This is a genomic window from Bradyrhizobium sp. USDA 3364 (assembly GCF_054056355.1).
The window spans coordinates 5,676,452-5,702,528 of the sequence record NZ_JBSRYG010000002.1 but is presented as its reverse complement, the minus strand read 5'-3'; the positions used below and the strand labels follow the sequence as shown (position 1 = coordinate 5,702,528).

24 protein-coding genes are annotated in these 26,077 nt (G+C 64.5%); 15 read left to right on the top strand and 9 right to left on the bottom strand.

Annotation, left to right across the window (positions count from 1 at the left end):
• Positions 1-132: 132 nt before the first annotated feature.
• The 3 genes from ACVILL_RS26790 to ACVILL_RS26780 form a co-directional block, all read right to left on the bottom strand.
• Positions 133-882 (bottom strand): peptidoglycan-binding domain-containing protein, encoded by a 750-nt coding sequence (locus ACVILL_RS26790; RefSeq protein WP_456731783.1) that lies wholly within the window; start codon positions 880-882, stop codon positions 133-135.
• On the bottom strand, positions 875-2,686 hold the full coding sequence (locus ACVILL_RS26785; RefSeq protein WP_456731782.1) for a PAS domain-containing sensor histidine kinase: 1,812 nt from the start codon (positions 2,684-2,686) through the stop codon (positions 875-877). Before ACVILL_RS26785 ends, ACVILL_RS26790 begins: the two co-directional genes overlap by 8 nt.
• A gap of 352 nt (positions 2,687-3,038) precedes the next feature.
• Positions 3,039-3,104: a hypothetical protein gene (locus tag ACVILL_RS26780; protein ID WP_456734370.1), complete on the bottom strand. Its 66-nt coding sequence runs from the start codon at positions 3,102-3,104 to the stop codon at positions 3,039-3,041.
• 6 nt (positions 3,105-3,110) lie between these two features.
• On the opposite strand from ACVILL_RS26780, the gene ACVILL_RS26775 reads away from it, so the two are divergent.
• Positions 3,111-3,491, top strand: coding sequence for a DUF5330 domain-containing protein (locus ACVILL_RS26775; RefSeq protein ID WP_456731781.1), 381 nt, complete (start codon positions 3,111-3,113; stop codon positions 3,489-3,491).
• A 143-nt stretch (positions 3,492-3,634) separates the two neighbouring features.
• Entirely contained in the window at positions 3,635-4,066 is a 432-nt protein-coding gene (locus ACVILL_RS26770; RefSeq protein WP_456731780.1) for a SufE family protein, read from the top strand.
• Between the two features lie 7 nt (positions 4,067-4,073).
• Here the strand turns inward: ACVILL_RS26770 and ACVILL_RS26765 are convergent, their stop codons facing one another.
• The gene (locus tag ACVILL_RS26765) at positions 4,074-4,487 is read right to left on the bottom strand and encodes a MucR family transcriptional regulator (RefSeq protein ID WP_456731779.1); all 414 of its coding nucleotides are present in this window, start codon (positions 4,485-4,487) and stop codon (positions 4,074-4,076) included.
• A 183-nt stretch (positions 4,488-4,670) separates the two neighbouring features.
• The gene (locus tag ACVILL_RS26760; protein ID WP_456731778.1) at positions 4,671-5,552 is read right to left on the bottom strand and encodes a DUF308 domain-containing protein; all 882 of its coding nucleotides are present in this window, start codon (positions 5,550-5,552) and stop codon (positions 4,671-4,673) included.
• Positions 5,553-5,890: 338 nt separating this feature from the next.
• Between ACVILL_RS26760 and ACVILL_RS26755 the strand changes: the two genes are divergently transcribed.
• Both ACVILL_RS26755 and ACVILL_RS26750 read left to right on the top strand, forming a co-directional pair.
• Positions 5,891-7,540 (top strand): glycosyltransferase family 39 protein, encoded by a 1,650-nt coding sequence (locus ACVILL_RS26755; protein WP_456731777.1) that lies wholly within the window; start codon positions 5,891-5,893, stop codon positions 7,538-7,540.
• 169 nt (positions 7,541-7,709) lie between these two features.
• Positions 7,710-8,489, top strand: coding sequence for a class II aldolase/adducin family protein (locus ACVILL_RS26750; protein ID WP_456731776.1), 780 nt, complete (start codon positions 7,710-7,712; stop codon positions 8,487-8,489).
• Between the two features lie 105 nt (positions 8,490-8,594).
• Here ACVILL_RS26750 and ACVILL_RS26745 read toward each other — a convergent pair whose 3' ends face one another.
• Genes ACVILL_RS26745 through ACVILL_RS26735 form a run of 3 tightly spaced genes read right to left on the bottom strand, consistent with a single transcriptional unit; the run spans position 8,595 to position 12,991 of the window.
• A complete protein-coding gene (locus ACVILL_RS26745; protein ID WP_456731775.1) occupies positions 8,595-9,995 on the bottom strand; it encodes a M20/M25/M40 family metallo-hydrolase in 1,401 nt (466 codons plus the stop codon).
• A 10-nt stretch (positions 9,996-10,005) separates the two neighbouring features.
• On the bottom strand, positions 10,006-11,319 hold the full coding sequence (locus ACVILL_RS26740; protein ID WP_456731774.1) for a glycosyltransferase family 87 protein: 1,314 nt from the start codon (positions 11,317-11,319) through the stop codon (positions 10,006-10,008).
• 49 nt (positions 11,320-11,368) lie between these two features.
• Positions 11,369-12,991 (bottom strand): helicase HerA-like domain-containing protein, encoded by a 1,623-nt coding sequence (locus ACVILL_RS26735; RefSeq protein ID WP_456731773.1) that lies wholly within the window; start codon positions 12,989-12,991, stop codon positions 11,369-11,371.
• Between the two features lie 354 nt (positions 12,992-13,345).
• Between ACVILL_RS26735 and ACVILL_RS26730 the strand changes: the two genes are divergently transcribed.
• The 10 genes from ACVILL_RS26730 to ACVILL_RS26685 all read left to right on the top strand — a co-directional run bounded on the left by ACVILL_RS26730 (position 13,346) and on the right by ACVILL_RS26685 (position 22,787).
• Positions 13,346-13,711 carry a DUF2267 domain-containing protein gene (locus ACVILL_RS26730; RefSeq protein ID WP_456731772.1) on the top strand — a complete coding sequence of 122 codons (366 nt, stop codon included), beginning with the start codon at positions 13,346-13,348 and terminating at the stop codon, positions 13,709-13,711.
• A gap of 57 nt (positions 13,712-13,768) precedes the next feature.
• Positions 13,769-14,176, top strand: a complete 408-nt coding sequence (locus ACVILL_RS26725) for a DUF4332 domain-containing protein (RefSeq protein ID WP_456731771.1) — start codon at positions 13,769-13,771, stop codon at positions 14,174-14,176.
• Between the two features lie 114 nt (positions 14,177-14,290).
• Entirely contained in the window at positions 14,291-15,145 is an 855-nt protein-coding gene (gene folP, locus ACVILL_RS26720) for a dihydropteroate synthase (RefSeq protein ID WP_456734369.1), read from the top strand.
• Complete coding sequence (gene folB / locus ACVILL_RS26715; protein WP_456731770.1) at positions 15,142-15,522, top strand: dihydroneopterin aldolase; 381 nt, start codon at positions 15,142-15,144, stop codon at positions 15,520-15,522. Before folP ends, folB begins: the two co-directional genes overlap by 4 nt.
• A gap of 6 nt (positions 15,523-15,528) precedes the next feature.
• Positions 15,529-16,020, top strand: coding sequence for a 2-amino-4-hydroxy-6-hydroxymethyldihydropteridine diphosphokinase (gene folK, locus ACVILL_RS26710; protein ID WP_456731769.1), 492 nt, complete (start codon positions 15,529-15,531; stop codon positions 16,018-16,020).
• Positions 16,021-16,124: 104 nt separating this feature from the next.
• On the top strand, positions 16,125-17,999 hold the full coding sequence (locus tag ACVILL_RS26705; protein ID WP_456731768.1) for a methylmalonyl-CoA mutase family protein: 1,875 nt from the start codon (positions 16,125-16,127) through the stop codon (positions 17,997-17,999).
• The gene (locus ACVILL_RS26700; RefSeq protein WP_456731767.1) at positions 17,996-18,466 is read left to right on the top strand and encodes a GFA family protein; all 471 of its coding nucleotides are present in this window, start codon (positions 17,996-17,998) and stop codon (positions 18,464-18,466) included. Before ACVILL_RS26705 ends, ACVILL_RS26700 begins: the two co-directional genes overlap by 4 nt.
• 12 nt (positions 18,467-18,478) lie before the next feature.
• A complete protein-coding gene (gene scpA / locus ACVILL_RS26695) occupies positions 18,479-20,638 on the top strand; it encodes a methylmalonyl-CoA mutase (protein ID WP_456731766.1) in 2,160 nt (719 codons plus the stop codon).
• Positions 20,639-21,150: 512 nt separating this feature from the next.
• Positions 21,151-22,143, top strand: coding sequence for a methylmalonyl Co-A mutase-associated GTPase MeaB (meaB, locus tag ACVILL_RS26690; RefSeq protein ID WP_456731765.1), 993 nt, complete (start codon positions 21,151-21,153; stop codon positions 22,141-22,143).
• On the top strand, positions 22,140-22,787 hold the full coding sequence (locus ACVILL_RS26685; protein ID WP_456731764.1) for a pyroglutamyl-peptidase I family protein: 648 nt from the start codon (positions 22,140-22,142) through the stop codon (positions 22,785-22,787). Before meaB ends, ACVILL_RS26685 begins: the two co-directional genes overlap by 4 nt.
• A 210-nt stretch (positions 22,788-22,997) precedes the next feature.
• On the opposite strand, the gene ACVILL_RS26680 is transcribed toward ACVILL_RS26685, so the two are convergent.
• Positions 22,998-24,758, bottom strand: coding sequence for an adenylate/guanylate cyclase domain-containing protein (locus ACVILL_RS26680; protein WP_456731763.1), 1,761 nt, complete (start codon positions 24,756-24,758; stop codon positions 22,998-23,000).
• Between the two features lie 263 nt (positions 24,759-25,021).
• On the opposite strand from ACVILL_RS26680, the gene ACVILL_RS26675 reads away from it, so the two are divergent.
• Positions 25,022-25,930 carry a Bug family tripartite tricarboxylate transporter substrate binding protein gene (locus ACVILL_RS26675; RefSeq protein WP_456731762.1) on the top strand — a complete coding sequence of 303 codons (909 nt, stop codon included), beginning with the start codon at positions 25,022-25,024 and terminating at the stop codon, positions 25,928-25,930.
• Positions 25,931-26,077: the final 147 nt, after the last annotated feature.

Sequence of the window (26,077 nt, the reverse complement as noted above, 5' to 3'; positions counted from 1 at the left end):
TTCTATCCATCCCGTCATTGCGAGCGAAGCGAAGCAATCCATTGCGCAGCAAATGCAGAGATGGATTGCTTCGTCGCTATCGCTCCTCGCAATGACGAGGTTGATAGCTTCACGGTCTCTGAGGAGCTGAGCCTAGTCGATCGAATGTCCGATCATCGCGCCGAGCTCGTGCACGAGGCGATCGGACATCTGTCCGGTCACCGGCAGCTTGCGCGCGCGCTCGAACTTCGCGATCGCATGCTGGGTATCAGCACCGATCGTGCCGGTCGGCTTGAGCTGGCCGTAGCCATATTCGGTCAGCGCGCGCTGGACCGCGGCGATACGTTTGCCGGCCGGGCTCAGATGCGCGGTCGGGATCGGCGCCGGCGGACGAATGGCATTGGACGGGGCGGCGGCCGGCGGCGCGGCGGTCGACTTCAGCACCAGATTGGCCATGGGGTCGACCGGCTTTGCTTCAGCCGGTTTTGGTTCCGCCGGTTTGGATTCGACGGACCTGGTCTCGGCCGGCTTGGTCTCCACCGGCTTGACGTCGACCGGCTTCGGCGGCTCCGCGGCGGCGGGCTCGGCCGATCGGGCGGCAGCCTCGGCCGGACGCGGACGCGGTATCGGGCTCGCGGCCGCGGCAACCGGGGCCGGTGGCGGCAGCGTCACCACCGAGCCGCCGAACATCGGCGACGGATGACGGCCGGCCTGCAGGAACAGCGCATTGATCAGGATCGCGACAATGGCAGACGCCGCCAACACGCCCGCGACCATATCCTTCGGACTGTGCAGCAGCACGCGCAGGACGAGGCCACGCTCTTCCTCGACCGCGATCGCCGCCGCCTTGGCGCCGCGACGACGGCGCGGCGTTTCATCATCATCCAAAGTCTGTCTAGGCACTCTTCTTCACCTGATGGGTTTGCTCTTGTAATCCGGAGCGCAGCGCGGGCTTCAGGGTCGAGACATTGCTGGACGGCTCGCCGGCGGCCGGCGGGGTGAGCGCCAGCGGCAGCGCGACCGACACGATGGTGCCCTCGCCCACCTTGCTCTCCACATTCATTTCGCCGTGATGCAGACCGACCAGTCCCTTCACGATGGACAGGCCGAGGCCGGTGCCTTCGTGGCGGCGCTGATAGGTCTTGCCGGCCTGGAAGAACGGGTCGCCGATCCGCTTGAGGTCGTCGGCCGCGATGCCGACGCCGGTGTCCGAGACCCGCAGCAAGAGCCGCGATCCCTCGACGCCGGCCGACACGGTCACCTTGCCGCCGCGCTCGGTGAACTTGACGGCGTTGGAGACGAGATTGAGCACGATCTGCTTGAACGCGCGCGGATCGCCGTTCACGATCGGCAGGTCGTCGGGCACGCGGGTGACGAGGTCGACACCGTTCTCGCGGGCCTTCAACGCCACCAGGTTGCAGCAATTGAGCAGCGCCGGCCGCGGCGCGAACGGCTCCGGCGAAATCTCGAAATTGCCGGACTCCATCTTCGACATGTCGAGGATGCCGTTGACGACCGACAGCAAATGCTGGCCGGAATCGTTGATGAGCTGGGCGTATTCCTTGCGACGGGGCGCGTCGAGCCCGAGCACGTCTTCCTGCGCGATCATCTCGGAGAAACCGATGATGGCGTTGAGCGGGGTGCGCAGCTCGTGGCTCATGGTGGCCAGGAAACGCGTCTTCGACGCGTCGGCCTGCTCGGCGACGTTGCGCGCCTGTTCGAGCGCCTGCTCCTGCACCTTGCGATCGGTCACGTCGCGGATCACGGCGACGACCTCGGCGTCGGCCGAGGTCTGGTCGAGCGGACGGCAGCGCATCTCGACCCAGATGAATTCTGCGGTCTCGCCGCGCGCGGCATCGCGCCGCACGCGGAACTCGACGCTGCGGGACTCGCCGCGCGCGGCATCCGACAGCGCGGTGAGATAGGCCGGGCGATCGGCGACATGAACGCGGTCGAACAGGCCGTGACCCAGCAGCCGCGCGGCCGGCACGCCGCCGAGCATGATCTCGGCCGCAGGCGAGATGAAGCGCACCGCGCCGTTGCGGCTGTGCCGCGACAGCACGTCGCTCATGTTGTGGGCGAGCAGGCGGTAGCGCTCTTCCTCGACATAGAGCAGCGCGACACTGGTGCGCGCCAGCGACTCCGCGCCGAAGGCGAGCCCGGCCGCATAGAAGATCGCCGATACGACGCCGAAGCCGGCCAGCGTGGCGTTCGACACAATCGCGGGATCGACCACCAGCAGCACGTGATAATGGCCGAGCACGGTCAGCAGCGCCGCGCAGATCATCGCCAGCGCAAACGCAAAGGCCACCACGCGCCGCGAGGCCGACAGCGCCGCCTCGATCGGAATGACAACGAGCCAAACCGCGGCAAATGACGCGATGCCGCCGGTCGACGCCGCGATCATCATCACGAGACCGGCAAGCGCCAGCGACGACAGCACATGCGCGCCTTCATAGCGGCCGGTGCGCGACAGGAACCAGGACAGCAGGATCGGCGCGATCAGCCAGGCGAAGGCCGCGACCTCGATCGCCGTCGGCGCGCCGCGCATGGCCAGAAAGGCCGGGAACGAGGCCAGCGCCGCCAGGCTGCCGAGCAGCCGCGGCGCCATGAAGGCACGATGGCGCGCACGCGTCAGCGCATCATATTGCGCCGACGGATGCAGCAGCGCATCCAGGCAATCGCGGATCAGACTCAAACTACTCACAGCACTCGCGCTTCGGCTCAATCGTCAGACAGACGCGCCGGAACGCCTCCTTCGTGATTGCAGGCCAACGTGTCAGAGCGAACTTAAGCGAACGCTAAGGCGGGGCGGCCTGCTGCCAAACACCGTGCATTGGCGAGGCTTCGGCGCTGCTGTTCACCGGTCATTTGTCGGTGATGGTGAACGGCTGGTTTCCGGATGCGACACTCTATGGTTTCGAAATGGTGGATGCGGCACATCCTGCGCACCCACCGCGCATCAATCGAATATTTACGGCGAATCAAATCGGGCGAATTTTCCGCGATTTTTCGGCGGATTTACTTCAATGCAGATACTTCCGATTTATCGACCGATGCTAACCCTGAGGGCAATAGCGGCATCGACCGCGCAAGAAGCAAAAGACAAGACAGACGACCGGGATCGCGCCATGTTCTTCCTGTTGCGTTTGGCATTCTGGCTCGGGCTAGTGCTCGTGCTGCTGCCGAGAGACAAAACACCTGAATCGGACAAGACGCCGCAGATCAGCGCGTCCGACGCGGTGTCGGCTGCGACCGCGACGATCAACGACATGGGTCAGTTCTGCAAGCGTCAGCCGTCCGCCTGCGAAGTCGGCGGCCAGGCCGCGACCGCCATCGGCCAGCGCGCGACCGATGGCGCGCGCAAGCTCTACCAGATCATCACCGACAAGAAGCCGCCTGACCACACCGGCTCGATCGGCAACGACGATACCGACCTCGCCAGCGCGTCCCGCGACACGCTGACCGCGGACGATGAGGCGATCGAATTCCGCCTGCCGCCGACGCCGTGAGCACCAATCAGAGCGTTTCGAGCCAAGCGGGCACCGGTTCGCGTCAAGAAAACCCGTCAAAACAACCGGGAACCGGTTCCATTTTCGTCGCTTTCGCGGCCCGCCTTCCTATATAAGCCGTTAAGGACAGGACGCGGGCCACGATGACGACGATCGACGAAATCAGGGACAATTTTGCACTGCTCGACGAGTGGGACGACCGTTACCGCTACGTGATCGAGCTCGGCCGCACGCTGGAGCCGTTGTCGGAGGCGGAGCACTCGGCCGAGAACAAGGTGCAGGGCTGCGTCAGCCAGGTCTGGCTGTCGAAGCGGATCGAGCGCGATGCCAGCGGCGAACCGCGCCTGATCTATATCGGCGACAGCGACGCCCACATCGTGCGCGGCCTGGTCGCGATCGTGCTGACGCTGTTTTCCGGGCACACGCCGCAGCAAATCCTCGCGACCGATGCGCTCGCGCTGTTCGACGAATTCGGCTTCCGCGACCATCTCACGCCGCAGCGCTCCAACGGGCTGCGCTCGATGGTCGATCGCATCCGCAACGATGCGCGCGAGGCGCTGGCGTCCGCCGCGTAGCAGGCCGTTACTTCCGCTTCCGGGTCTGCTGGCCAAGTCCCATCTTCTTGGCGAGTTGCGATCGCGCCACCGCATAGTTCGGCGCCACCATCGGATAGTCGGCCGGCAGCCCCCATTTGTCGCGATACTGTTCCGGCGTCATGTTGTATTGGGTGCGCAGATGGCGCTTGAGCGACTTGAAGCGCTTGCCGTCCTCGAGACACACCAGATATTCCGGCGTGATCGACTTCTTCATCGACACCGCAGGCTTGGCCGGTTCGCTCGGCGTATCGCTGCGCCCGCTCGACACCCGCAGCAGCGCCGCGTGGACCTGACCGATCAGGCTCGGAATATCCGAGGCCGGCGTCGGATTGTTGCTGAGATAGGCCGAAACGATATTTGCGGTCAGCTCGACCGGCGTTTTGCCTGACGTATCGGACATGGCTCAACCTTCTCGGCGCTCTCGACGGCGCGGCGTTGCGGGCCGCTCGGACAGTATCCGAGCGCGACAATACATTAACAGAATCGCTGACTACTTCACGAATATGAGCGGATTACAGGAAATCTGACAAGAACGCCCGTGTTTTAGACTTCGGGCCCACCGTTCGCAAGTATTGCCGTAGATCTACGGGCGTTGCTCCAGGTGCGAGCGGAGCTCGTCGATCGAGGCAAACCGCATCATGCCCTCCGGCATCTGCGCCTCGATCGAACCGTCCGAATAGAGCGAATAGGCCATGCCGTCGACGACGCCCGATTTGAGCACTGTCACCGGGGGCTGCTCCTGCGGCGACGGCGGACGGCCTGACGACGGCTGTGCTGCCGGCGGCTGGGTCTCGCCAAAGGTTGACGGACGGGGCGTGCGCCGCGAGGCGGCATCGACCGACCTCGGCCGCTCGGCCTTCGGCCAGGCATCGTCGAATGTCGGCGCCGCGGGCTCGGCCGAGGCGGCGGGATTCGGACGCAGTTCCGGCGACAGCATATCCGGCGTCAGCGGCTCGGAGGCACGCGCCTGGGTCCGCTCACGCTCCTTCCGCGAGGAAGTAAACAGCAGGTTGCGCCGCTTCGGCGGCGCCTCGCCGTCGGTCGGCGCTGCGCCCGGCACGGGCGGCGGCATTTCGGCGGGCGCGCTGCGCGGGGCGATTTCGTCGTGCCAGGGCGGCGCCGACGCGGGCGCGGAGGGCGCGACCGGCGGAGGGGCTGCGACCTTCGTCTCACGCGGCGGCGGGAAAACCGCATCCTCGGGTGCATTGCGCGGGGAAGTCGCCGACGGCAGCGGAACCTCGAACCGGACGCCCGCGGCACCGGGCTCGAACCGCGCGGCGATGTGCTGGAGTTCCCGGAGCACGGCGGCAAGCGCCAGCACAAGCACGCCCGTGCATACCCCGGTCACACCTGTCGTGATCAACGTGCCACCGACGCTGAATTCCTTGTAGGGGATTCCCAGGCCGACCGCCGCCAAGCCCGCCACAACCAGGCCCGCGCCGACGACCAACAGACCAACCATCATCGAACTAACCCCCTGGAGATCCGACCGAAAATCGGCGCGGGCCACCAACGCCACGATACCGTCATATTGCCCACACCGCCAACCGCCAACTGTAGACGCAGTTCCCTAAAATCCCGCTTAACCACGCGGACGCGCTGCCCTCGCGCGCCAAGGCCGACTGCGCCGGCGCGCCGCTCCCGTAGATTTACTGACGACGAATTGCTGCCAATTTATTGCAACGCATCTGGGAAATTACGCCACAATTACCAATTACTTGGAAACGGAACTGCGCTATGGATGCCGGGGAATGAGGCCCTAAAGCGCCAAACTGGGCCACAGGCACGCCGGTATCACTAGCTATGTCATCGATTACGACGTCTGCCATCGAGGCGCCTGCGCGGCGCTCCGTGGAGAAGACCTGCGACGATCTCGCATTCCTCGTCCTCGGCGTGGTCGCCGTGGTCGCCGGCCTCACTTTCCGCGATTATGGCTTGGGCTGGGACGATTACACCCACGCTGAATATGCCGACCTGCTGCTGCGCATGTACGAGTCCGGGTTCAAGGACACCGGCGCGCTGTCATTCGCCAATCTCTACATGTACGGCGGCGGCTTCGATATGGCAGCAGCCCTGCTGCACAAGGTCATTCCGCTCGAATTGTTCGAGACGCGCCGCCTGCTCGGCGCGATCGTCGGCGTTATCGGCCTTGCCGTGACCTGGCGCCTCGCGCGCCGCGTTGGTGGCCCGCTGGCGGGACTGGCGGCGCTGCTGCTGCTGGCGCTGTGCCCAACCTTCTACGGCCACATGTTCATGAATCCGAAGGACGCACCTTTCGCGGTCGCGATGGTGGTCCTGATCATGGGCCTCGTCCGCCTGATCGAGGAATATCCGGCCCCCTCGCCGCGCACGATCCTGATCGTGGGCCTCGGCGCGGGCCTGTCGATCGGTTGCCGCGTGCTTGGCGGGCTCGCGCTGATCTACGCCGTGATCGGCTTCATCCCGCTCGGGATCGAGGAATTCCGCAAGCAGGGGACGCGCGAAGCGACCCGCCGCTTCGCCCACGTCGTCTATGTGCTGATCCCGGGACTTGTGCTTGGCTATCTCGTGATGGGCCTGATCTGGCCGTGGTCGATCATGGAGCCCGGCCATCCGCTGGAGGCGGTGACCTACTTCTCGCACTTCTTCGAGAAACCGTGGAAGGAAATGTTCGACGGCGCGCTGGTGTCGGTACCGGACATGCCGTGGTCCTATCTGCCCACTCTGTTCGCGCTGCAGCTTCCCGAAGTGATGCTGGTGCTGCTGACCGCGGCTGTCGTCGCCACCTTGATGTCGCTGTCGCGCATCGATGTGACCGCGAAGCGCAAGTCGATCATGCTGATGCTGACCCTGGCGGCGACGCTGCCGCTGGCGATCGCAATGGTGAAGCGGCCGGCGCTCTACAACGGCATCCGTCATTTCATCTTCGTGATCCCGCCGATGGCGGTGCTCGGCGGTGTCGCGTTCGCTCGCGGCATGGACTGGCTCGGCGAGAACCGCCGCGTCTGGCAGCCGGCGGCGCTTGCCATGTTCGCATTCGGCCTGCTGCTGCCGCTCAGCGAAATGATCCGCCTGCATCCGTATCAGTATACGCACTTCAACCATATCGCCGGCACGGTGCGCACCGCGGACAACTTCTTCATGCTGGACTATTGGGGCCTGGCGCTGAAGCAGGCATCCGACGGGCTGCGCGAGCAGCTGGCGGAGCGGCAGGAAGTGCCGCCGCAGAACCGCAAGTGGAAGGTCGCGGTGTGCGGACCGCAGCGCCCCGCGCAGGTCGCGCTCGGGCCCGACTTCACGATCGGCTGGGACAGCAATGCCGCCGACTTCGCGATGACGCTCGGCGAATTCTACTGCAAGGGCCTGGCCGCGCCCGTGATGGTCGAGATCAAGCGCGACGACGTCGTGTTCGCCCGCGTCTACGACATCCGCGGCCGCAGCATCTCGAGCCTGCTGGCGATCCCGGCGCCGTAGCGCACAGCACGTCTGTTGCGCTCCTGCCCACTCCTGGAGCATGATCTCCCGGATCGTGGGCCAGCCGTCGCATGCTGACATGACTGTCACGCCGTTACGCTGCCTTGCCGCGATCAGGCACCGACGCTAGGTTCGACGCAGGAAACAGCCGTCAATGGAGCAATCGGCCATGTCGCCAGCGGAAGCGCGCCTGAAGGAAGTGCCGTCGGATATGAGTGCGGCGGAATGGGAGCAGCGGATCAATCTGGCCGCCTGCTACCGGCTGGTCGCACTCTACGGCTGGGACGATCTCGTCGATACCCACATCTCCGCCCGCGTGCCGGGGCCCGAGCACCACTTCCTGATCAACCCCTACGGGCTGATGTTCGACGAGATCACCGCATCGAGCCTCGTCAAGGTCGACCTCGACGGCAACCAGCTCTCGAAGAGCGACTACAGCATCAACCCGGCCGGCTTCACCATCCATTCGGCGATCCACGAGGTGCGCGAGGACGCCGGCTGCGTGCTCCATCTGCACACGATCGACGGCACGGCGGTGTCGAGCGGCCCCGATGGGCTGCTGCCGCTGAACCAGACCGCGCAGCTCGTGACCCACGACCTCGCCTATCACGACTATGAGGGCATCGCGCTCGATCATGACGAGCGTCCGCGCCTGCAGCGTGATCTCGGCACCAAGAACCACATGCTGCTGCGCAATCACGGCACGCTGACGGTCGGCCGCTCGGTCGCCTCCGCCTTCGAGCGGATGTACCATCTGGAGCGCGCCTGCTCGATGCAGGTGGCGACCCGCGCGCTCGGCGGCACCGCCTATCCGGTCGACCAGCTCGCGATCGACAAGAACACCGAGCTGCTGTCGAACCCGGACCGTGCCGAGTTGCGCTCGACCCAGCTGGTCTGGCCGCCGCTGCTGCGCAAGCTCGACCGGGTCAATCCCGGCTACCGTGATTGAAATTTCACAATTTTGGGGTAGGCTATCCGCCAACACCCTCTGCACTATCGGAATCAAAACGCCGCCCAATTCCGGGCGGCGTTTTTGCGTTCGGAGTGTCTCGCGCTATTTGGCGTCGGCGAAGGCCGCCAAAATCCGCGCCCAGGAGCGGATGCCCTTGTGGTAGCTCTTGAGGTCGTACTTCTCGTTCGGCGAATGGATGTTGTCATCGTCGAGCCCGAAGCCGACCAGCACGCTGTCGAGGCCGAGCGTGCGCTTGAAATCGGCGACGATCGGGATCGAGGCGCCGGAGCCGATCAGCAGCGCCTCCTTGCCCCATTCGTCGGTCAGCGCGCGCCGGGCGGCCGCGAGCGGCTTCATGTTCCAGTCGAGCGCGATCGCCGGCGCGCTGGAATGATCGGTGAACTCGGCCTTGCAATCCGCCGGTACGCGCGCCTTCACGTAGTCGCGGAACGCCTTGCGGATCTTCTCGGGATCCTGTCCCTCGGCCAGGCGGAACGAGACCTTCGCCGACGCCTCGGCCGGGATCACCGTCTTCGAGCCCTCGCCGGTATAGCCGCCGACGATGCCGTTGATGTCGCAGGTCGGGCGCGAGGAGACCTGCTCGATCAGCAGCCGGTCCTTTTCGCCAGCCGGCACCGAGAGGCCGATCGGCTTGAGGAAGCTCTCCGGCGTCAGATTGAGCTGCTTCCACTGCGCCAGAATGTCCGGCGGCAGATCCTTCACGCCGTCATAGAAACCGGGGATGGTGATGTGGCCGTTGTCGTCATGCAGGCCGCCGAGAATCCGCGTCAGCACGCGGATCGGGTTCTGCGCGCCGCCGCCGAACACGCCGGAATGCAGGTCGCGACTGGCGGCCTTGATCTTGACCTCGTCATAGACCAGGCCGCGCAGCGAAGTCGTGATCGCCGGTGTGTTGGGATCCCACATCCCGGTATCGCAGACCAATGCGAAATCGGCCTCGAGCTCGGCCTTGTTCGCCTCGAGGAACGGCACGAAATTCTTCGAGCCGATCTCCTCCTCGCCCTCGATGATGATGGTGATGTCGACCGGCAGCGATCCCGTCACATTCTTCCAGGCGCGGCAGGCCTCGACGAAGGTCATCAACTGCCCCTTGTCGTCCTCCGCGCCGCGCGCGACGATGATCTTGCGCCCGTCGGCATGGTCGGTCACGACGGGCTCGAAGGGCGGACGGTGCCAGAGATTCAAGGGATCGACCGGCTGCACGTCGTAGTGCCCGTAGAACAGCACATGCGGGCGGCCGTCGGTCGAGCCGTTCAGCTTGCCGATCACAGCCGGATGGCCCGCCGTCGGCCGCACCTCGGTCTTGAAGCCCAGCGTTGCGATATCCTTGGCGAGATGATCGGCAGCCGCCTTGCAGTCATTGGCGAAAGCCGGATCGGCCGAGATCGATTTGATCCGCAGCAGCGTGAACAGCCGCTCGAGACTGTTGTCGAAATCGGCATCGATGCGGTCGAGGACGGGCTGCAGCTTGGCGTTGGACATCGCGGATATCCTATTGGTTGGACGTTGCGCCAAGTTGTAGCGCGCCGGGCGCCGGAGGCAAAGCTTCTCCACTTTGCTTGAGCGGAGACTTGAGGTGCCAGGCCAGGCCCGCGATCAGCACGAAGGTCGCGGCGAGATTGTTGCCATAGGCCTGCAGCGCGATCGGATACACCGGTAACGAGAAGCCGAGCAGGACGCAGACGGCCACAAGCACGAGCCAGGTTCCGGTCCGCGCCTCAGGCCGCGGATGATGGGCAGCGCGATGCACCAACACCGTGATCGGGAAGAACAACCAGACGAAGTAATATTCCCGCGCCAGTGGCGAAGCCACCGTCATCAGGCAGAACAGGATGCCGATCTCCTCCGCATCCGACTTTTCGGTCCGCAGCCAGGCCGACGGCATCAGCCAGATGTAGCCGAGCCCGATCAGCACGCAGACCGCGGCGGTGACCCAGTTCGCCGTCGCGAAGTCGAGATCGACGATGTTCATGTAGCGCGGCGGCTTGCGCGGATCGTCCTGATTGTAGTTCAGCGGCCGCAGCAGCCGATGCGATACCGCGATGATCGACTGGTTGACCGACGACCAGTTCTGCTCGGCCCGCTGGCCAAACCCCTCGGCCGAACTGGTCCCGACCATGCCGTGGTACCAGGTCTTCAATTCGGCGACGTTGTGCTGGAAGCCACGGAACGACGCCGGCAGGATGAACAGGAAGAAGGCCAGAAACACGGCCATGCCGGCGACCGCGCCCCAGCGCCGGCGCCAGACGAGATAGGGCAATACCGCAATGGGAAACACCTTGATGGCGGTCGCCAGGGCGAACGCGCCGCCTGCAAGCCACGGCCGCCCGCCCCGCAACAGCCAGAAGCCGCAGAGCATCATCACGAGCAGAAGCAGGTTCGGCTGCCCAAGGTCGAAAATATCGAGGACGAAGGTGATCATGATGCAGCCCGGCAGCGCCTCGAGCCAGGGCCCCGGCTCGCGGCCTGAACCCGCCAGCGCATGCGAGAACTGCGCAACCAGCCACGCCGCAGCGACATTGAGCAGGCAAAGGCACAGGTAAAGCGGGATCTTGCCGAAGAGGGTCAGCGGCGCGAGGAGCACCGCCGGCAACGGCGGGTAGATGAACTCGAAATAGCCGGAGGAATCGACCGGATAGAGGCTCCGACCGTGCAGCACCTGCTGTCCGGCCCAGAACCACAACGGATAATCCTTCGTCTTGCCGTGTCCCCAAATTTCGGGGACCAGAACATCTGCGGTCAGCCCGATGCAGCAGACCAAAAACAACAGATGAAACGGCGCCTTCAGCGACGGATATCTCAGCAAAGATTCGATCCAAACGGATAACGAAAATGCTGAGATGATACCCCTAATATTATCTGCGCAGCAAGCCGCCCAGGGCGCCGCGCACCAGCGCACGGCCGATCGAGCCGCCGACCGAACCGCCGACCGACTTGCCGAGATCCGCGACCACGCCGCCGACCACCTTGTCGGTCACCGAGCGCGTGACGTTGCGCGCGATCACCTGCCCGGTCGAGAGCCGGCCGCGCTTGACATTGGTGCCGAAGATCGTTGCGGCGATCGAGCCGATCTGGCCGAGGATGCCGCCGCCCTCGCCTCCGCCACTGCCATCGGCCGGCGCTGCCGTCCCGGCGAGCCGCTTCTGGATGATCTCGTAGGCGGACTCGGCGTCAACAGCGGTGTCGTATTTGCCCTTCACCGGGCTCGCATCCATGATCGCCTTGCGCTCCTCCGCCGTGATCGGCCCGATCCGCGCCGACGGCGGCCGCACCATGATCCGCTCGACCATCGACGGCGTGCCGCCGCCCTCGAGGAACGACACCAGCGCCTCGCCCTTGCCGAGCTCCATGATCACCCGCGCGGTGTCGAGCTTCGGATTGGGGCGGAAGGTCTGCGCAGCCGCGGCGACCGCCTTCTGGTCGCGCGGCGTGAAGGCGCGCAGCGCGTGCTGCACGCGGTTGCCGAGCTGCGCCAGCACCTTGTCCGGCACGTCGATCGGATTTTGCGTGACGAAATAGACACCGACGCCCTTGGAGCGGATCAGCCTCACCACCTGCTCGATCTTGTCCATCAGCGCCTTCGGCGCGTCGGTGAACAACAGATGCGCCTCGTCGAAGAAGAACACCAGCTTCGGCTTCGGCAGGTCGCCGGCCTCCGGCAATTCCTCGAACAATTCCGAGAGCATCCAGAGCAGGAACGTGGCGTAAAGCCGCGGGCTCTGCATCAGCTTGTCGGCGACGAGGATATTAACCATGCCGCGGCCGTCGCGGTCGGTGCGCATGAAATCCTTCAGCGTCAGCGCCGGCTCGCCGAAGAACTTTGCGCCGCCCTGGTTCTCGAGCACCAGCAGCTGACGCTGGATCGTTCCGACGGTGGCCTTGGACACGTTGCCGTAACTTTGTGCGGCCTTGCGGATCGGCGCCAGCGGGTCTTCCTCGTCGTCGGCGCTCTTTTTGCTGCCGTCAGGGGCGATCGCATCCAGCAGGGCCCGCAGATCCTTCATGTCGATCAGCGTGAGACCGTTCTCGTCGGCGACACGGAAGGCGACGTTGAGCACGCCTTCCTGCACGTCGTTCAGATCGAGCATCCGAGACAGCAGCAGCGGTCCCATCTCTGTGACGGTCGCCCGCACCGGATGGCCCTGCTCGCCGAACACGTCCCAGAACACCGTCGAGAACTGATCGGGCTGGAAAGTCAGCCCCATCTCCTTGGCGCGCTTCAGGATAAAGTCCTTCGCCTCGCCGACTTCCGAAATGCCGGACAGATCGCCCTTGATGTCGGCTGCGAAAACCGGCACGCCCGCGCGCGCAAATCCTTCCGCCATCACCTGCAGCGAGACAGTCTTGCCGGTTCCGGTCGCGCCGGTCACGAGGCCGTGCCGGTTGGCCAGCGCAAGCGTCAACCAGGCGGTCTCCTCGCCCTTGCCGATAAAGATTTTTTCATCGGTATCGGCCAACTTGTTGTCGGAGGTCGTCATCGCTTCGCCTCTTCGCGCAGATTAGATCGGTTCGATCGTCGAATCCGGCATCATCTTCCAACCGATGCCATCATATTGCATGTCGCAGGTCGATTGAAACCATTGACGGATGCTGACGTACATTGTCGCCCCAGTGGTTCCTCATACTTTATTCCCGGCCAAGTGACGAAAGGCATTGCGCATTGCGACAAGATGGTGTGAATCCGCCGCTCACTCTTGCAGCGAGGCCACAGTCACGGCGCGATCGAAAAAGAATACGAACTGAAATGCGCGGATCGCTTGTATTTCGTGACACAGGCGCTCAAGATAAATCTTCAAGAATGATCCGGCAAAGTCCGGTTGAGGCGGGGCAAGATGGACGAATTGGTTGGACAGCTGGCCGCTAAGGCCGGCATCGATGGCGCTGTCGCTGAAAAAACCATCGGCATCGTTCTGGGTTTCCTCCGTAACGAGGGACCTTCCGACAAAGTCCAGGCTCTGATCGACCAAATCCCCGGCGCCGAAGCGGCTATTGCCGCCTCCAACAACAGCGGTGGTCTATCGCGGTTGATGGGTGGCGGACTGATGGCTGTCGGCACCCGCCTGATGGGGCTTGGCTTGAGCATGAGTGAGATTCAGAACGTTGCGCGTGAACTTTTCAGGTTCGGTCGCGACAAAATCGGAGCGGATCAAATGGGCGAGATCATCTCGGGGACACCGGGCCTCAGCCAGTTTGCCTGAAGCACTCCTCGCGACGCCCTTGCACGTGCGCTCCCCTTCTACCTGCATACGAGTATCATGACATACCCCCTCTCCGAGATCGAAGGCCTGTCCGCCTATTGCGCCACCAAACTGAAATCGCAGGGTATCCGCACGACCGACGCACTGCTTGAAGCCGCCCGCACCGTCAAGGGACGCAAGGCGCTCTCCTCCAAGACCGGGATCAGCGAACAACAACTGCTCGAATGGGCCAACATCTCCGACTACATGCGGATTCCCGGGATGGGCAAGGCGAAGGTCGGCCTGGTCCGCGCCGCCGGCGTCACCACCGTGCGTGAGCTCGCGCACCGCAACCCCTCGCGGCTGGCGCAGAGCATGAAGGACGCCAATGTGCGGCGGAAGCTCGTCCGCGTGATGCCCTCGGAGAAGTCGGTCGAGCTGCTGATCGAAGAGGCACGCAAGCTACCTCCCAAAATCACCTATTAACTGCACCTATTAGCATCGCCATTAGCCGGTTTTAACGGCATTCGGCGGTGGCGGCGCCAGCCGTCGTCGCGGCACCTTGACTTGCCGCTGCCGTCAGCGCAAAGCCACCGCATGATGGCGACCAAGCCCATAGCATCGGCGGTGTCCGGCCCGGCCGTATCAACGGTGCTGCCGGCGCTGTTGTCGCGGCCGTATCCGGCCGTGATGGGCATCCTGAACGTGACGCCGGACTCGTTCTCCGACGGCGGCCGGTTCATCACGCCCGAACAGGCGCTGGCGCAGGCCCGCAGGCTGGTCACCGAGAGCGCCGACATCATCGACATCGGGGCGGAATCGACCCGTCCCTATGGCTCGGAGCCGGTCACGGCGGAGGCCGAAATGGCGCGGCTTAAGCCGGTGCTGGCCGAGGTGATCGCGCTCGGCGTGCCGGTCTCGATCGACAGCATGAAGTCCGAGGTCGTGGCCTGGGCGCTCGACCAGGGCGCTGTTATCGCCAATGACGTCTGGGGCCTGCAGCGCGATGCCGGCATGGCGCCGCTGGTCGCCGCTCGCGGCGTGCCTGTCATCGTCATGCACAATCGCGAGAGCGCGGATCCTGCGATCGACATCATGCAGGACATCGCCGCCTTCTTCACCCGCTCGCTCGAGATCGCAGCGCGTGCCGGCATTGCGTCCGACCGGATCGTGCTCGATCCCGGCATCGGCTTCGGCAAGACCCCGGAGCAGAGCATGATCGCGCTGGCACGGCTTGCCGAGCTCAACGCGTTCCGCCTGCCGGTGCTGGTCGGCGCCTCGCGCAAGCGCTTCATCAGCACGGTCGTGCCGTCGGAGCCGCAACAGCGGATCGGCGGCTCGCTCGCGGCGCATCTGATCGCCGCGCAGAATGGTGCCCGCATCATCCGCGCGCATGACGTCGCGGAAACCGTTCAGGCGCTGCGGGTGGCCGCGGCAATCGAGGGACAGCAATGACCGATACGATCTTCATCACCGGGATCGTCATCCATGCCCGTCATGGCGTGATGGAACATGAGACCGAGGTCGGGCAGCGCTTCGTCATCGACCTCGAGCTCTACACCGACCTCTCGGAATCCTCGCGCACCGACCGCCTCTCCGACACGGTGTCCTATTCCAACGTGGTGGCGACCGCGACGTCGGCATTCAAGAACACCAACTACAAGCTGCTCGAGCGCGCCGCCGGCGCGGTGGCCGAGGACATCCTGGCCACCTTCCCGCGCGTCAGGGCCGTCAAGGTCACCGTGCACAAGCCGCATGCGCCGATCGCCGCGATCTTCGACGATGTCGGCGTGGTGCTGACCCGCTCGCGCCATCCGACGTCGCATGGTTGAACGCTGATGGCCGACGTCCTGATCGCCCTCGGCGGCAATGTCGGCGACGTCCGCTCAACGTTTCGCAAGGCGATCGCCAATATCTGCGGCATGACGCAGGCCGCGCTCTTGGCGCGCTCGTCGGATTATTCGACGCCGCCCTGGGGCGAAGCGCAGCAGGACAGCTTCATCAATGCCTGCATCGAGATCGACACCAGCCTCGATCCGCATGCGCTGCTGTTCACGCTGCACAAGATCGAGAAGAAATTCGGCCGCGACCGGGCCAACGAGCAGCGCTGGGGCCCGCGAACCCTCGACCTCGACCTGATCGCCTATGACGATATCACGCTGAACAAGCCGGAACTGACGCTGCCGCACCCGCGTTTGTTTGAACGTGCCTTCGTGCTGGTGCCGCTGGCCGAGATCGTTCCCGACCGCGTCATCGCCGGACGCCGCGTCGCGGACGCGCTGGCGGGGGTCTCGACAGACGGTATTTTCCGTCTTGCGGACCTCGATTAAAGCCTCACGCCTCAAACAAAAGTTTGGCTTGGCCGCTCGCCCGTGGCAATTTCCGGCCAAATCAAGGGGCCCCGCGCGGGGCCGGTGAAGGATATTCTGGGCGGATGACGACCTCGACTGACGATTTGCCTCTGGCTTCGGATTTTCCGGCAGCGACCCATGACGACTGGCGCAAGCTGGTCGACGGCGTGCTGAAGGGCGCGCCGTTCGAGAAGCTGGTCGGCAAGACCTATGATGGCCTGAAGATCGATCCGATCTACCGCCGCGCCACCAATTCGAGCCCGCTTCCGGGTCGCGCCGCCGCGGCCCCGTGGCAGGTCCTGCAGCGGGTCGACCATCCCGACGCCGCGCAGGCCAATGCGCTGGCGTTGCATGATCTCGAGAACGGCGCGACCGGCCTCGAGTTCGAATTCGCCGGCGGTCCCGGCGCACGCGGCTTCGGTCTCGCCGATGCCAGCAAGAAGACCTTGGCGCGCGCCTGCGGCGGTATCCATCTCGATGCCGGCATCATGATCGCGCTCAACCCGGTAATCGGACGCGAGAACGCCGGCGAGACCTTTGCCGACATGGTCGAGGCGCGCAAGCTCGACCCGGCCAAGCTCGATCTGCATTTCAATTACCAGGCGCTCAGCACCATGGCCGTGCGTGGTGCTGCGGCGATCGCCTGGCCCAACTATGAGAAGTCGTTCGGCCAGGTCGTCAACGGCCTGATCAAGCGCGGCTTCAAGGGGCCGTTCGTGCTGGCCGATGGCCGGCCGGTCCATGATGCCGGCGGATCCGAGGTGCAGGAGCTCGCCTTCACGCTCGCGGTCGGGCTCGCTTATCTGCGCATGCTGGAAGCCGCCGGTCTCGATCTCGATGCGGCGCGTGCGGCGATCTCGTTCCGGCTCAGCGCCGATGCCGACCAGTTCCTGACCATGGCGAAATTCCGCGCGCTGCGGCTGTTGTGGGCGCGGGTCGAGCAAGCCTGCGGCCTTGCGCCGAAGCCGATCTTCGTCAACGCGCAGACCGCCTGGCGGATGCTGACCCAGCGCGACCCCAACGTGAACATGCTGCGCGCGACGATCGCGACTTTTGCGGCCGGGCTCGGCGGCGCCAATGCGATCACCGTGCTGCCGCACACGCTGGCGCTCGGCCTGCCTGACGATTTCGCCCGGCGCGTCGCGCGCAACACCCAGCTCGTGCTGCTCGACGAGTCCAACCTCGCAAAAGTCTCCGATCCCGCGGCCGGCGCCGGCGGCATCGAGACGCTGACCTCGCAGCTCTGCGAGGCGGCATGGACGCTGTTCCAGGAGATCGAGAAGGCCGGCGGCATCTTCGCCGCGCTCGAGCAGGGGCTGCTGCAGAAGAAAGTCGCCGCGACGCGGGCGCAGCGCGAAACCAACGTCGCCAAGCGCCGCGACGTGCTGACCGGCGCCAGCGAATTTCCGAACCTGCACGAGGCCGATCTCGCGGTGCTGGACGTGAAACCGGCCGCGCGGGTGACATCAGCCGATGCCAAGGTCAGGTTCGATGCGCTCGCGCCGATGCGGCTCGCCGAGCCGTTCGAGGCACTGCGCGACAAGTCGGACGTCGCGCTGAAGGCGCAGGGCGCACGGCCCAGGATCTTCCTCGCCAACCTCGGCACCCCGGCGGATTTCACCGCCCGCGCGACGTTCGCAAAGAGCTTCTTCGAGACCGGCGGGATCGAGGCCATCGACAGCGAGGCCTCTGCCGACCCGGCAGCGCTGGCCGCGGCCTTCAAGGCCTCGGGCGCGGTGATGGCGTGCATTTGTTCCTCGGACAAGGTCTATGCCGCCAGCGCTACGGAGGCCGCCAAGGCCCTTCACGGCGCCGATGCAAGGCATATCTATTTGGCAGGGCGACCCGGCGACCAGGAAGCAGCGCTGCGGGCGGCCGGCATCGGTGAGTTCGTCTTCGCCGGCGGCGATGCGCTGGCGATATTGCGCGACGCCTATCGGCGGATGGAGCAGGCATGACGGCAGAGGCACCAGCAAAACCCGTTCTGACCGGCGGCTGCCAGTGCGGCGCCGTGCGCTTTGCGGTGTCGGCGGCACCGAACCGGGTCAGCATCTGCCACTGCCGGATGTGCCAGAAGGCCTCCGGGGCGCCGTTCGCCTCCTTCGCCGACATCAACAAGGAGGATTTCGCCTGGACCCGCGGCACGCCGGCGGCGTTCAAATCCTCCTCGATCGCCGAGCGCGACTTCTGCGCCGCCTGCGGCACGCCGCTCAGCTTCCGCCGGATCGACGGTCCCCGCATCGAGATCATGACCGGCGCCTTCGACCGGCCCGACCGGGTGATCCCGACGCAGCAATTCGGCACCGAGTCCCGCCACGGCTGGGTGGTCGGGATCGCCAATCTGCCGAGCCAGACCACGATGCAGAATTACGGACCGGACAAGATGGCGACCATCGTCAGCCACCAGCATCCGGATCATGATTAAGGAAGCCAAGGAATGACCCGCATTCCCAATTTCGCCGATGTCGCGTTCCAGCCCGTCGCCACCGCCGCGCCGGCTGCGAGCGCCGAGCCGTGGCTGACGCCCGAAGGCATTCCGGTGAAATCCGTCTACAGCGAGGCCGATCTCGAAGGCATCGATTTCCTCGAGACCTGGCCGGGCATCGCGCCCTATCTGCGCGGCCCCTACCCGACCATGTACGTCAACCAGCCCTGGACCATCCGGCAATATGCAGGGTTCTCCACGGCGGAGGATTCCAACGCCTTCTATCGCCGCAACCTCGCGGCGGGACAGAAGGGCCTCTCGGTCGCATTCGACCTCGCCACCCACCGCGGCTACGACTCGGATCATCCGCGCGTCTCCGGCGACGTCGGCATGGCCGGTGTCGCGATCGATTCCATCTACGACATGCGCACGCTGTTCGCGGGCATCCCGCTCGACCAGATGAGCGTGTCGATGACCATGAACGGCGCGGTGTTGCCGATCCTCGCGCTGTTCGTCGCGGCCGCCGAGGAACAGGGCGTGCCGCCGGAAAAACTGTCGGGCACCATTCAGAACGACATTCTGAAAGAGTTCATGGTGCGCAACACCTACATCTATCCGCCCGCGCCCTCGATGCGGATCATCTCGGATATCTTCACCTACACCTCGCAGCGGATGCCGAAATACAATTCCATTTCGATCTCCGGCTATCACATGCAGGAGGCCGGCGCGACGCAGGACCTCGAGCTCGCCTATACGCTCGCCGACGGCGTCGAATATCTGCGCGCGGGCTTGGCCGCGGGCCTCGACGTCGACCGTTTTGCCCCCCGGCTGTCGTTCTTCTGGGCGATCGGCATGAACTTCTTCATGGAAGTCGCCAAGATGCGCGCCGCGCGGCTGCTGTGGGCCAAGCTGCTGAAGCAGTTCAACCCGAAGGACCCGCGCTCGCTGTCGCTGCGCACGCATTGCCAGACCTCGGGCTGGTCGCTGACCGCGCAGGACGTGTTCAACAACGTGATGCGCACCACCATCGAGGCGATGGCGGCAACCCAGGGCCACACCCAGTCGCTGCACACCAACGCGCTCGACGAGGCGCTGGCGCTGCCGACCGATTTCTCGGCGCGCATCGCCCGCAACACGCAATTGTTCCTGCAGCAGGAGAGCGGCACCAACCGCATCATCGATCCCTGGGGCGGCTCCTATTATGTCGAGCGGCTGACCCGCGACCTCGCGCAGAAGGCCTGGGGCCACATCCAGGAGGTCGAGGAACTCGGCGGCATGGCCAAGGCGATCGAGGCCGGCGTGCCGAAGCTCAGGATCGAGGAAGCCTCCGCCAAGACCCAGGCGCGGATCGATGCCGGCCGCCAGGCGGTGATCGGCGTCAACAAGTTCAAGCCGGAGAATGAGAGGTCGATCGACGTGCTCAAGGTGGAGAACTCCACCGTGCGACGGCTGCAGATCGACAAGCTGGCGCGGCTCAAGAAGGAGCGCAACCAGAAGGACGTCGATGCGGCGCTTGCCGCGCTGACCCGCTCGGCCGGCGAAGGCAACGGCAATCTGCTGGCGCTTGCCATCGATGCTGCGCGCGCCAAGGCAACCGTCGGCGAGATTTCGGACGCTATGGAAAAGGTGTTCGGCCGCCACCGCGCCGAGATCAAGTCCATCACCGGCGTCTACAAGCGAGAGGCAGCGGCGATGTCCAACAAGGTCGAAAAGGTGCAGGCCCTGATCGGTGCGTTCGAGGAGGCCGAAGGCCGCCGCCCCCGCATCCTGGTGGCCAAGATCGGCCAGGACGGCCACGACCGCGGCCAGAAGGTGATCGCATCAGCCTTCGCCGATGTCGGCTTCGACGTCGATATCGGGCCGCTGTTCGCGACCGCCGACGAGGCCGCGCGCCAGGCGGTCGAGAACGACGTCCACATCCTCGGCGTCTCCTCGCTCGCAGCAGCCCATCTCACCGCGGTACCGGAATTGAAGGCCGCGCTGAAGAAGCACGGCCGCGAGGACATCATGATCATCATCGGCGGCGTGGTGCCGCCGCAGGATTACGACGCGCTGTACAAGGCCGGCGCCGAGGCGATCTTCCCGCCCGGCACCGTGATCTCCGACGCCGCCGAGGAGCTGATCCACAAGCTCAACGCCCGGCTCGGCCATAGCGAGGCGGCGGCGGAATAACGCCGCCGTATCCCCGTCCGCAAAGACTCGTCATGCCCGCGCTTGTCCCGGGCCCGACGGGCTACGCCACATGCGAAAACCTTGCGGGTGGGGAGCGCTCGTGCGATTTCGGAATATTGGAAATATATCCCTGATTTGCCCGACGGGTCAAGCTGCCTTGTCGGACGCCGGTCGCCGCCAGCTCCTTTGCATGGGGTTGTTTTCGATATTTTGGTCGCGCGCACCTGTAGTGGCGAGTTCCTCCACCATCGCCGGCTAAGCACCGTGCGACATTCTGCGGTAGCGGGTCCTGTTCGCCGGTAGGGCGAGGCCGGGTCTAGCCCGGCTCGCGCGGGAAGGCCGAGGTGGGCTCTCTCCACGAGTCACGCTGTGGAAGAGAGCCCCCACCCGTCTCGCACCTTGTTGCGATACGACAAGCGGGAGAGGTGCCGCAGCAGCGCCATCAACAGGCCGCGCCGGTGCCGATCCGCGTTCCCCTCGCCTGCAATGGCCGGCCGTTGTAAAGCAAGACCATGATCGCATCGAAGCCTGCCGCTCCCGACATCCGCACCCTCGCCAAGGACCTACGCGCCGGCCACCGCGCGGCGCTGGCGCGGGCGATCACGCTGGTCGAGAGCCGGCGCGGCGATCACCAGGCGGCGGCGCGCGAGCTGGTGCAGGCCCTGCTGCCCGACACCGGCAAGGCGGTGCGTGTCGGCATCACCGGCTCGCCCGGCGTCGGCAAGTCGACCACCATCGACGCGCTCGGCATGTTCCTGATCGAACGCGGCCACAAGGTCGCGGTGCTGGCGGTCGATCCCTCCTCGGCGCGCACCGGCGGCTCGATCCTCGGCGACAAGACGCGGATGGCGCGGCTCGCCGTCTCCGACCAGGCCTTTATCCGCCCCTCGCCCTCGTCGGGCACGCTCGGCGGCGTTGCGGCGAAAACCCGCGAGGCGATGCTGTTGTGCGAGGCCGCCGGCTTCGACGTCGTGCTGGTCGAGACCGTCGGCATCGGCCAGTCCGAGACCGCGGTCTGCGACATGACCGATTTCTTCCTGGCGCTGATGCTGCCGGGCGCCGGCGACGAATTGCAGGGCATCAAGAAGGGCCTCGTCGAGCTCGCCGACATGATCGCGATCAACAAGGCCGATGGCGACAACCTCAAGCGCGCCAACCTCGCCGCCGCCGATTATCGCGGCGCGCTGCATATCCTCGCACCGCGCTCCGAGCACTGGCATCCGCCGGTCGAGACCTATTCCGCGCTGACCGGCGCCGGGCTCGACAAGCTCTGGCAGAAGATCCTCGACCACCGCACCGCGATGAACGCCTCGGGCGAGTTCGCAAGCCGCCGCAGGGATCAGCAGGTGAAGTGGATGTGGTCGATGCTGGAGAGCCGGATGATGGCGCGGCTGCGCTCGGATGCCGCCATTCGCGCCAAGGTGAAGAAGATGGAAGCCGAGGTCGCCGCCGGCCGCATCTCGCCGGCGGTCGCCGCCGAGCAGATCGCGGAGATGCTGCATTGAGCGAGAGGCTGCGCATCCTCGTCACCGGCTTCGGCGCGTTCCCGGGTGCGCCGTTCAACCCGACCGTGCCGCTGGTGAAGCGGCTGACCGCGCTGCGCCGGCCGGCCTTCGACAATGTCGCGCTGACCAGCCACATCTTCGACGTCACCTACGCGACCGTCGACCGCGACCTGCCGGAGCTGATCGCAAGCCATCGCCCGCAGGCGCTGTTGATGTTCGGCCTCGCCGGCCGCACCGAATATCTGCGGATCGAAAGCCGCGCCCGCAACGCGGTGACCACGCGCTTCCCCGATGCCGGCCGCCAGCACGCGCGCAAGGGATCGATCGCCGGCGGTGCCGATGCACGGATGTTCGGGCCGCACAGCGAGAAGCTGCTACGCGCCGCGCTCATGACCGGCATCGATGCGCGGCTGTCGCGCGACGCCGGCAGCTATCTCTGCAACTATCTGAGCTGGCGCGCGATTGAGGCCGTGAACGGCGACAACGACCTGCACCTCGCGCAATTCATCCACGTTCCGCCGCTTGCTCACGACGGGACAACCGCATCGGGCAAATCAGGGATGACACTGGAGCATCTGGTCGATGCCGGCGAAGCCATGCTGATGGAGCTGGTGAAACTGACCCGAGAGGCTGCGCGCGCGTGAGCGACGCGAATTCGATAGTGGTCCTCACGAGCCGGGACACAACGCATCTGGACGTCATCGGAGGTCTGCCAACGCCTCACGGGCGGTGCGCAAACGTACGTCGCCAGAGGTCCGAGTCGCGCCACAAGCAAACTTCGGCCGAGCACTACCGCGCAAGACGGAGGGCTGCTGTCTTGCCCCCGCGCATTCGCCAAGACTCATTTGCCGAGACTATGCTGGAAGGCCGGCCTTTCGCAGCCCGTCAACCAGGTGCTCCAGATCCTCGGCGCGTTTCAGAATCGATACCTGTTGCTGGGTGCCGCTGATGCTGTATCTCGGATTCAAGCGCAGAACCTCGCTTGCCTCTGCACGAGCGTCTTCCATTCGTCCCAGCTGAGCGTACGTCGCTGCCAGGAAGGCGTGGCCATACTGGTGATTGGGCGCGCGGCCAATCGCTTCAGTCAACCAATGTTGGGCATCGTGGTATTCTTTGAGGTGATAGTGAGCTACGCCGGCCATCAACGGCGCAAAATGCGGATGGAATGGATCAAGGCGCATTTGCAACTTGGCGATGGCAATGGCTCTGGTCGGCTCTCCCACCGAGTAAAATATTTGCGCGAGGCGGTAATCCGCGAAATTGGGGTTTAGCGCCAGCGCTCTTTCGGCGGCGCCAGTCGCTGCGTCGAAGTCACGCTTCCGGATGATGTTATAGCCCAACTCGGCATAGGCTTCGGGCAGGCTCGGATTGTGGGCAATTGCCGTGCGCGCCAATTTGATGGCCAAGTCAAGAATAGTCGGGCTCAAATATTCATCATTCAGCGGATTGAGCCAAGCCACCCGGTGAGTGCTTGCCAGCATTGTATAGCAACGGGCATATTTCGGATCGATGGCCAGCGAATCTGCAAGGTGCCCTCGTGTCCTCAATAATTCCGCCATTTGCCACGAGGACTGGAATGATATCCAGGCCGCCGCTGCGCGCATGTAGTGATCGTAGGCCTGCCAAGTCGCGGGCGGCTTGAGCAAGGTGCGCTCGGCTTCCGCCATGTTCACATGCGCGACCAGAATTGCGGCGATCGTCCGCGCCACGTCGTCCTGGATCGCAAATACATCCTTTAACTTCTGGTCATAGCGCTCGGCCCAGCGGTGGACGCCACTTGCAGCATCAATCAGCTGAGCCGTTATCCGAACTCGGTCTTTGCCCCGTCGAACGCTGCCCTCCAGAACATAGCGCACGCCGAGTTCTCGACCCACCTGACGCAAATCAACCGCACTGCCCTTGTATCGAAAACTCGAATTGCGTGCGATCACGAACAAGTCGGAGAAGCGGGACAACTCGGTGATGATATCTTCCGAAATTCCATCCGCAAAGTACTCCTGCTCCGGGTCGCGACTCATATTCTCGAAAGCCAGGACGGCGACCGATGGCTTGTCGGGAAGCGCAAGCGCCGGTCGCGCCGGAGCGTTGCCGAACGACACGCGATAGACCCGCACCGGCCGTGCGATGTTCTTCAGTTGATGCTCGCCACTATCTTCGAATTCGACGTCAAGCTTATCCTGCGCATCTTCTCGTACGCGTTGCGATACACAGATGCCGCCCGGCTCGCAAAGCGCCTCGAGCCGAGCCGCAACATTTACCCCGTCCCCAAAGATATCGCCGCCTTCTATGATGATGTCGCCGGCATTGATGCCAATGCGGAACTCGATCCGCTTTTCAATTCGCACATCGGTGTTTCGGGTGATCATGCCGCGCTGTATGGCAACGGCGCATCGCATAGCGCCGACCACGCTGGCAAACTCCACCAACACTCCGTCGCCGGCGCTCCTGATAAGCCGCCCGCCGTGCTTTTCGATCTCGGGATGGAGGAGGGCGGACAGATGCTCGTTCAGCCGGGCGTGCGTCCCCTCCTCATCAGCGCCCATCAGGCGGCTATAGCCAGCCACATCGGCCACGAAAATAGCACTCAGTCGCCGTTCCACACGGTCTGCGGCCATAAAAGCTCGCCCTGATCCGATCCGATCTTTGGTCAAAGTCTATTGTCAGAAGCAGGAGGTGTCTATCGGGCTCCGAACACCGGTGTCCTTCAGGTGGTGCCAGCCCGCCTACGAGCTTGGCGAGATCGAGCTCGGTATCGAATTCTGCCCGCTTTGACGGCGAACCGCGTGCGGGTTACGGACGGATGGGCGCGCGCGCAGCGTGCCGGAGAGCCAGGCCGGCCGGATGACGTTCTTTCGGAGATTGCGCCCTCGAAGGGAACGTGATCCAGCTGTCCTTGAAAATCGCGATACTCGTTGAAAAAGGGGATCAGCGAATGACGAGATTCACGCCGCTTTTTCTCGCCGCACTTGTGATGCTCTCCAGTCCCGCACGGCCGAATGATGGACAGATTACATTGGTTGTGGGATTCGCGGCAGGGGGGACCTCTTCAACCGCAGCCAGAATCGTTGCTGAAGCAGCAGAGCAGATCGCGCGAACCTCGACGATCGTGGAAAATCGACCTGGCGCAGGAGGAGCAATAGCGGCGGATTGGGTACTTCGGCAAAAGGGGACTCAAACACTCCTGTTCATGTCCTCCACGTCGTCGCTCAGAACGTCTCCTCAAAGCGAGCTCGTGCCCATCGGAATTTTGGCGACCTTCTCATACGTCGCCGTCACGAGAAAAGATGCGGCCGCGCATCTTGCTGAATACATGCAGGAGGCCTCGCGCGAGGAGAAATATCGCACCGTAGCCACCGCGGGCGCCGGGAGTATTCCCCATCTCATAGGTACAAAGCTTTTCAACGATTACGGAGTGCCGATGGTGCACGTACCCTATCAAGGGTCGGCGCCAGCGATCCTCAGTGTCCTTGGGGGGCATGTCGCGGTTGCGATTGTTCCTTTTCCGGACTTTCTCCCGTTTCAAGATTCGCTTCGCATTCTTGCGCAAACCGGCAGCGGGATCGAGACGGAAGGATGGGTCGGCATCTTCGCTCCGCCGGAAACATCAGCGGAGGAAGTCTCCCGACTCTCCGAAATCTTCCGGCAGGCATCGCAACGTTCTCAGGAGAAACTGCAGAATGTCGGATTTAGGCAAGTATGGCGATCCGGTGCGGAGGCACGAGCAATGCATGAGAAAGATTACACCCAGTGGACGCCAATACTTAAGGTGCTCGGAATTCAACCGTGACACAGCCACAACGGTGGCCGGACGTGACGTAACCGGAGCTTCACAGCCTGCCGTCCGAAGCCGCGTCGATTTCACGTGCCGTTTGGTCAGGCCCTCCGCTGTCTTTTCCGCATTCGGCGGAGCCCCTGCACGGATGAAGCGCGGAGA

Coding starts and splice junctions, on each gene's coding strand:
- ACVILL_RS26775 (WP_456731781.1), top strand. CDS start 3,111: ATGTTCTTCCTGTTGCGTTTGGCATTCTGGCTCGGGCTAGTGCTCGTG.
- ACVILL_RS26770 (WP_456731780.1), top strand. CDS start 3,635: ATGACGACGATCGACGAAATCAGGGACAATTTTGCACTGCTCGACGAG.
- ACVILL_RS26765 (WP_456731779.1), bottom strand. CDS start 4,487: ATGTCCGATACGTCAGGCAAAACGCCGGTCGAGCTGACCGCAAATATC.
- ACVILL_RS26760 (WP_456731778.1), bottom strand. CDS start 5,552: ATGATGGTTGGTCTGTTGGTCGTCGGCGCGGGCCTGGTTGTGGCGGGC.
- ACVILL_RS26755 (WP_456731777.1), top strand. CDS start 5,891: ATGTCATCGATTACGACGTCTGCCATCGAGGCGCCTGCGCGGCGCTCC.
- ACVILL_RS26750 (WP_456731776.1), top strand. CDS start 7,710: ATGTCGCCAGCGGAAGCGCGCCTGAAGGAAGTGCCGTCGGATATGAGT.
- ACVILL_RS26745 (WP_456731775.1), bottom strand. CDS start 9,995: ATGTCCAACGCCAAGCTGCAGCCCGTCCTCGACCGCATCGATGCCGAT.
- ACVILL_RS26735 (WP_456731773.1), bottom strand. CDS start 12,991: ATGACGACCTCCGACAACAAGTTGGCCGATACCGATGAAAAAATCTTT.
- ACVILL_RS26730 (WP_456731772.1), top strand. CDS start 13,346: ATGGACGAATTGGTTGGACAGCTGGCCGCTAAGGCCGGCATCGATGGC.
- ACVILL_RS26725 (WP_456731771.1), top strand. CDS start 13,769: ATGACATACCCCCTCTCCGAGATCGAAGGCCTGTCCGCCTATTGCGCC.
- folP (WP_456734369.1), top strand. CDS start 14,291: ATGGCGACCAAGCCCATAGCATCGGCGGTGTCCGGCCCGGCCGTATCA.
- folB (WP_456731770.1), top strand. CDS start 15,142: ATGACCGATACGATCTTCATCACCGGGATCGTCATCCATGCCCGTCAT.
- folK (WP_456731769.1), top strand. CDS start 15,529: ATGGCCGACGTCCTGATCGCCCTCGGCGGCAATGTCGGCGACGTCCGC.
- ACVILL_RS26705 (WP_456731768.1), top strand. CDS start 16,125: ATGACGACCTCGACTGACGATTTGCCTCTGGCTTCGGATTTTCCGGCA.
- ACVILL_RS26700 (WP_456731767.1), top strand. CDS start 17,996: ATGACGGCAGAGGCACCAGCAAAACCCGTTCTGACCGGCGGCTGCCAG.
- scpA (WP_456731766.1), top strand. CDS start 18,479: ATGACCCGCATTCCCAATTTCGCCGATGTCGCGTTCCAGCCCGTCGCC.
- meaB (WP_456731765.1), top strand. CDS start 21,151: ATGATCGCATCGAAGCCTGCCGCTCCCGACATCCGCACCCTCGCCAAG.
- ACVILL_RS26680 (WP_456731763.1), bottom strand. CDS start 24,758: ATGGCCGCAGACCGTGTGGAACGGCGACTGAGTGCTATTTTCGTGGCC.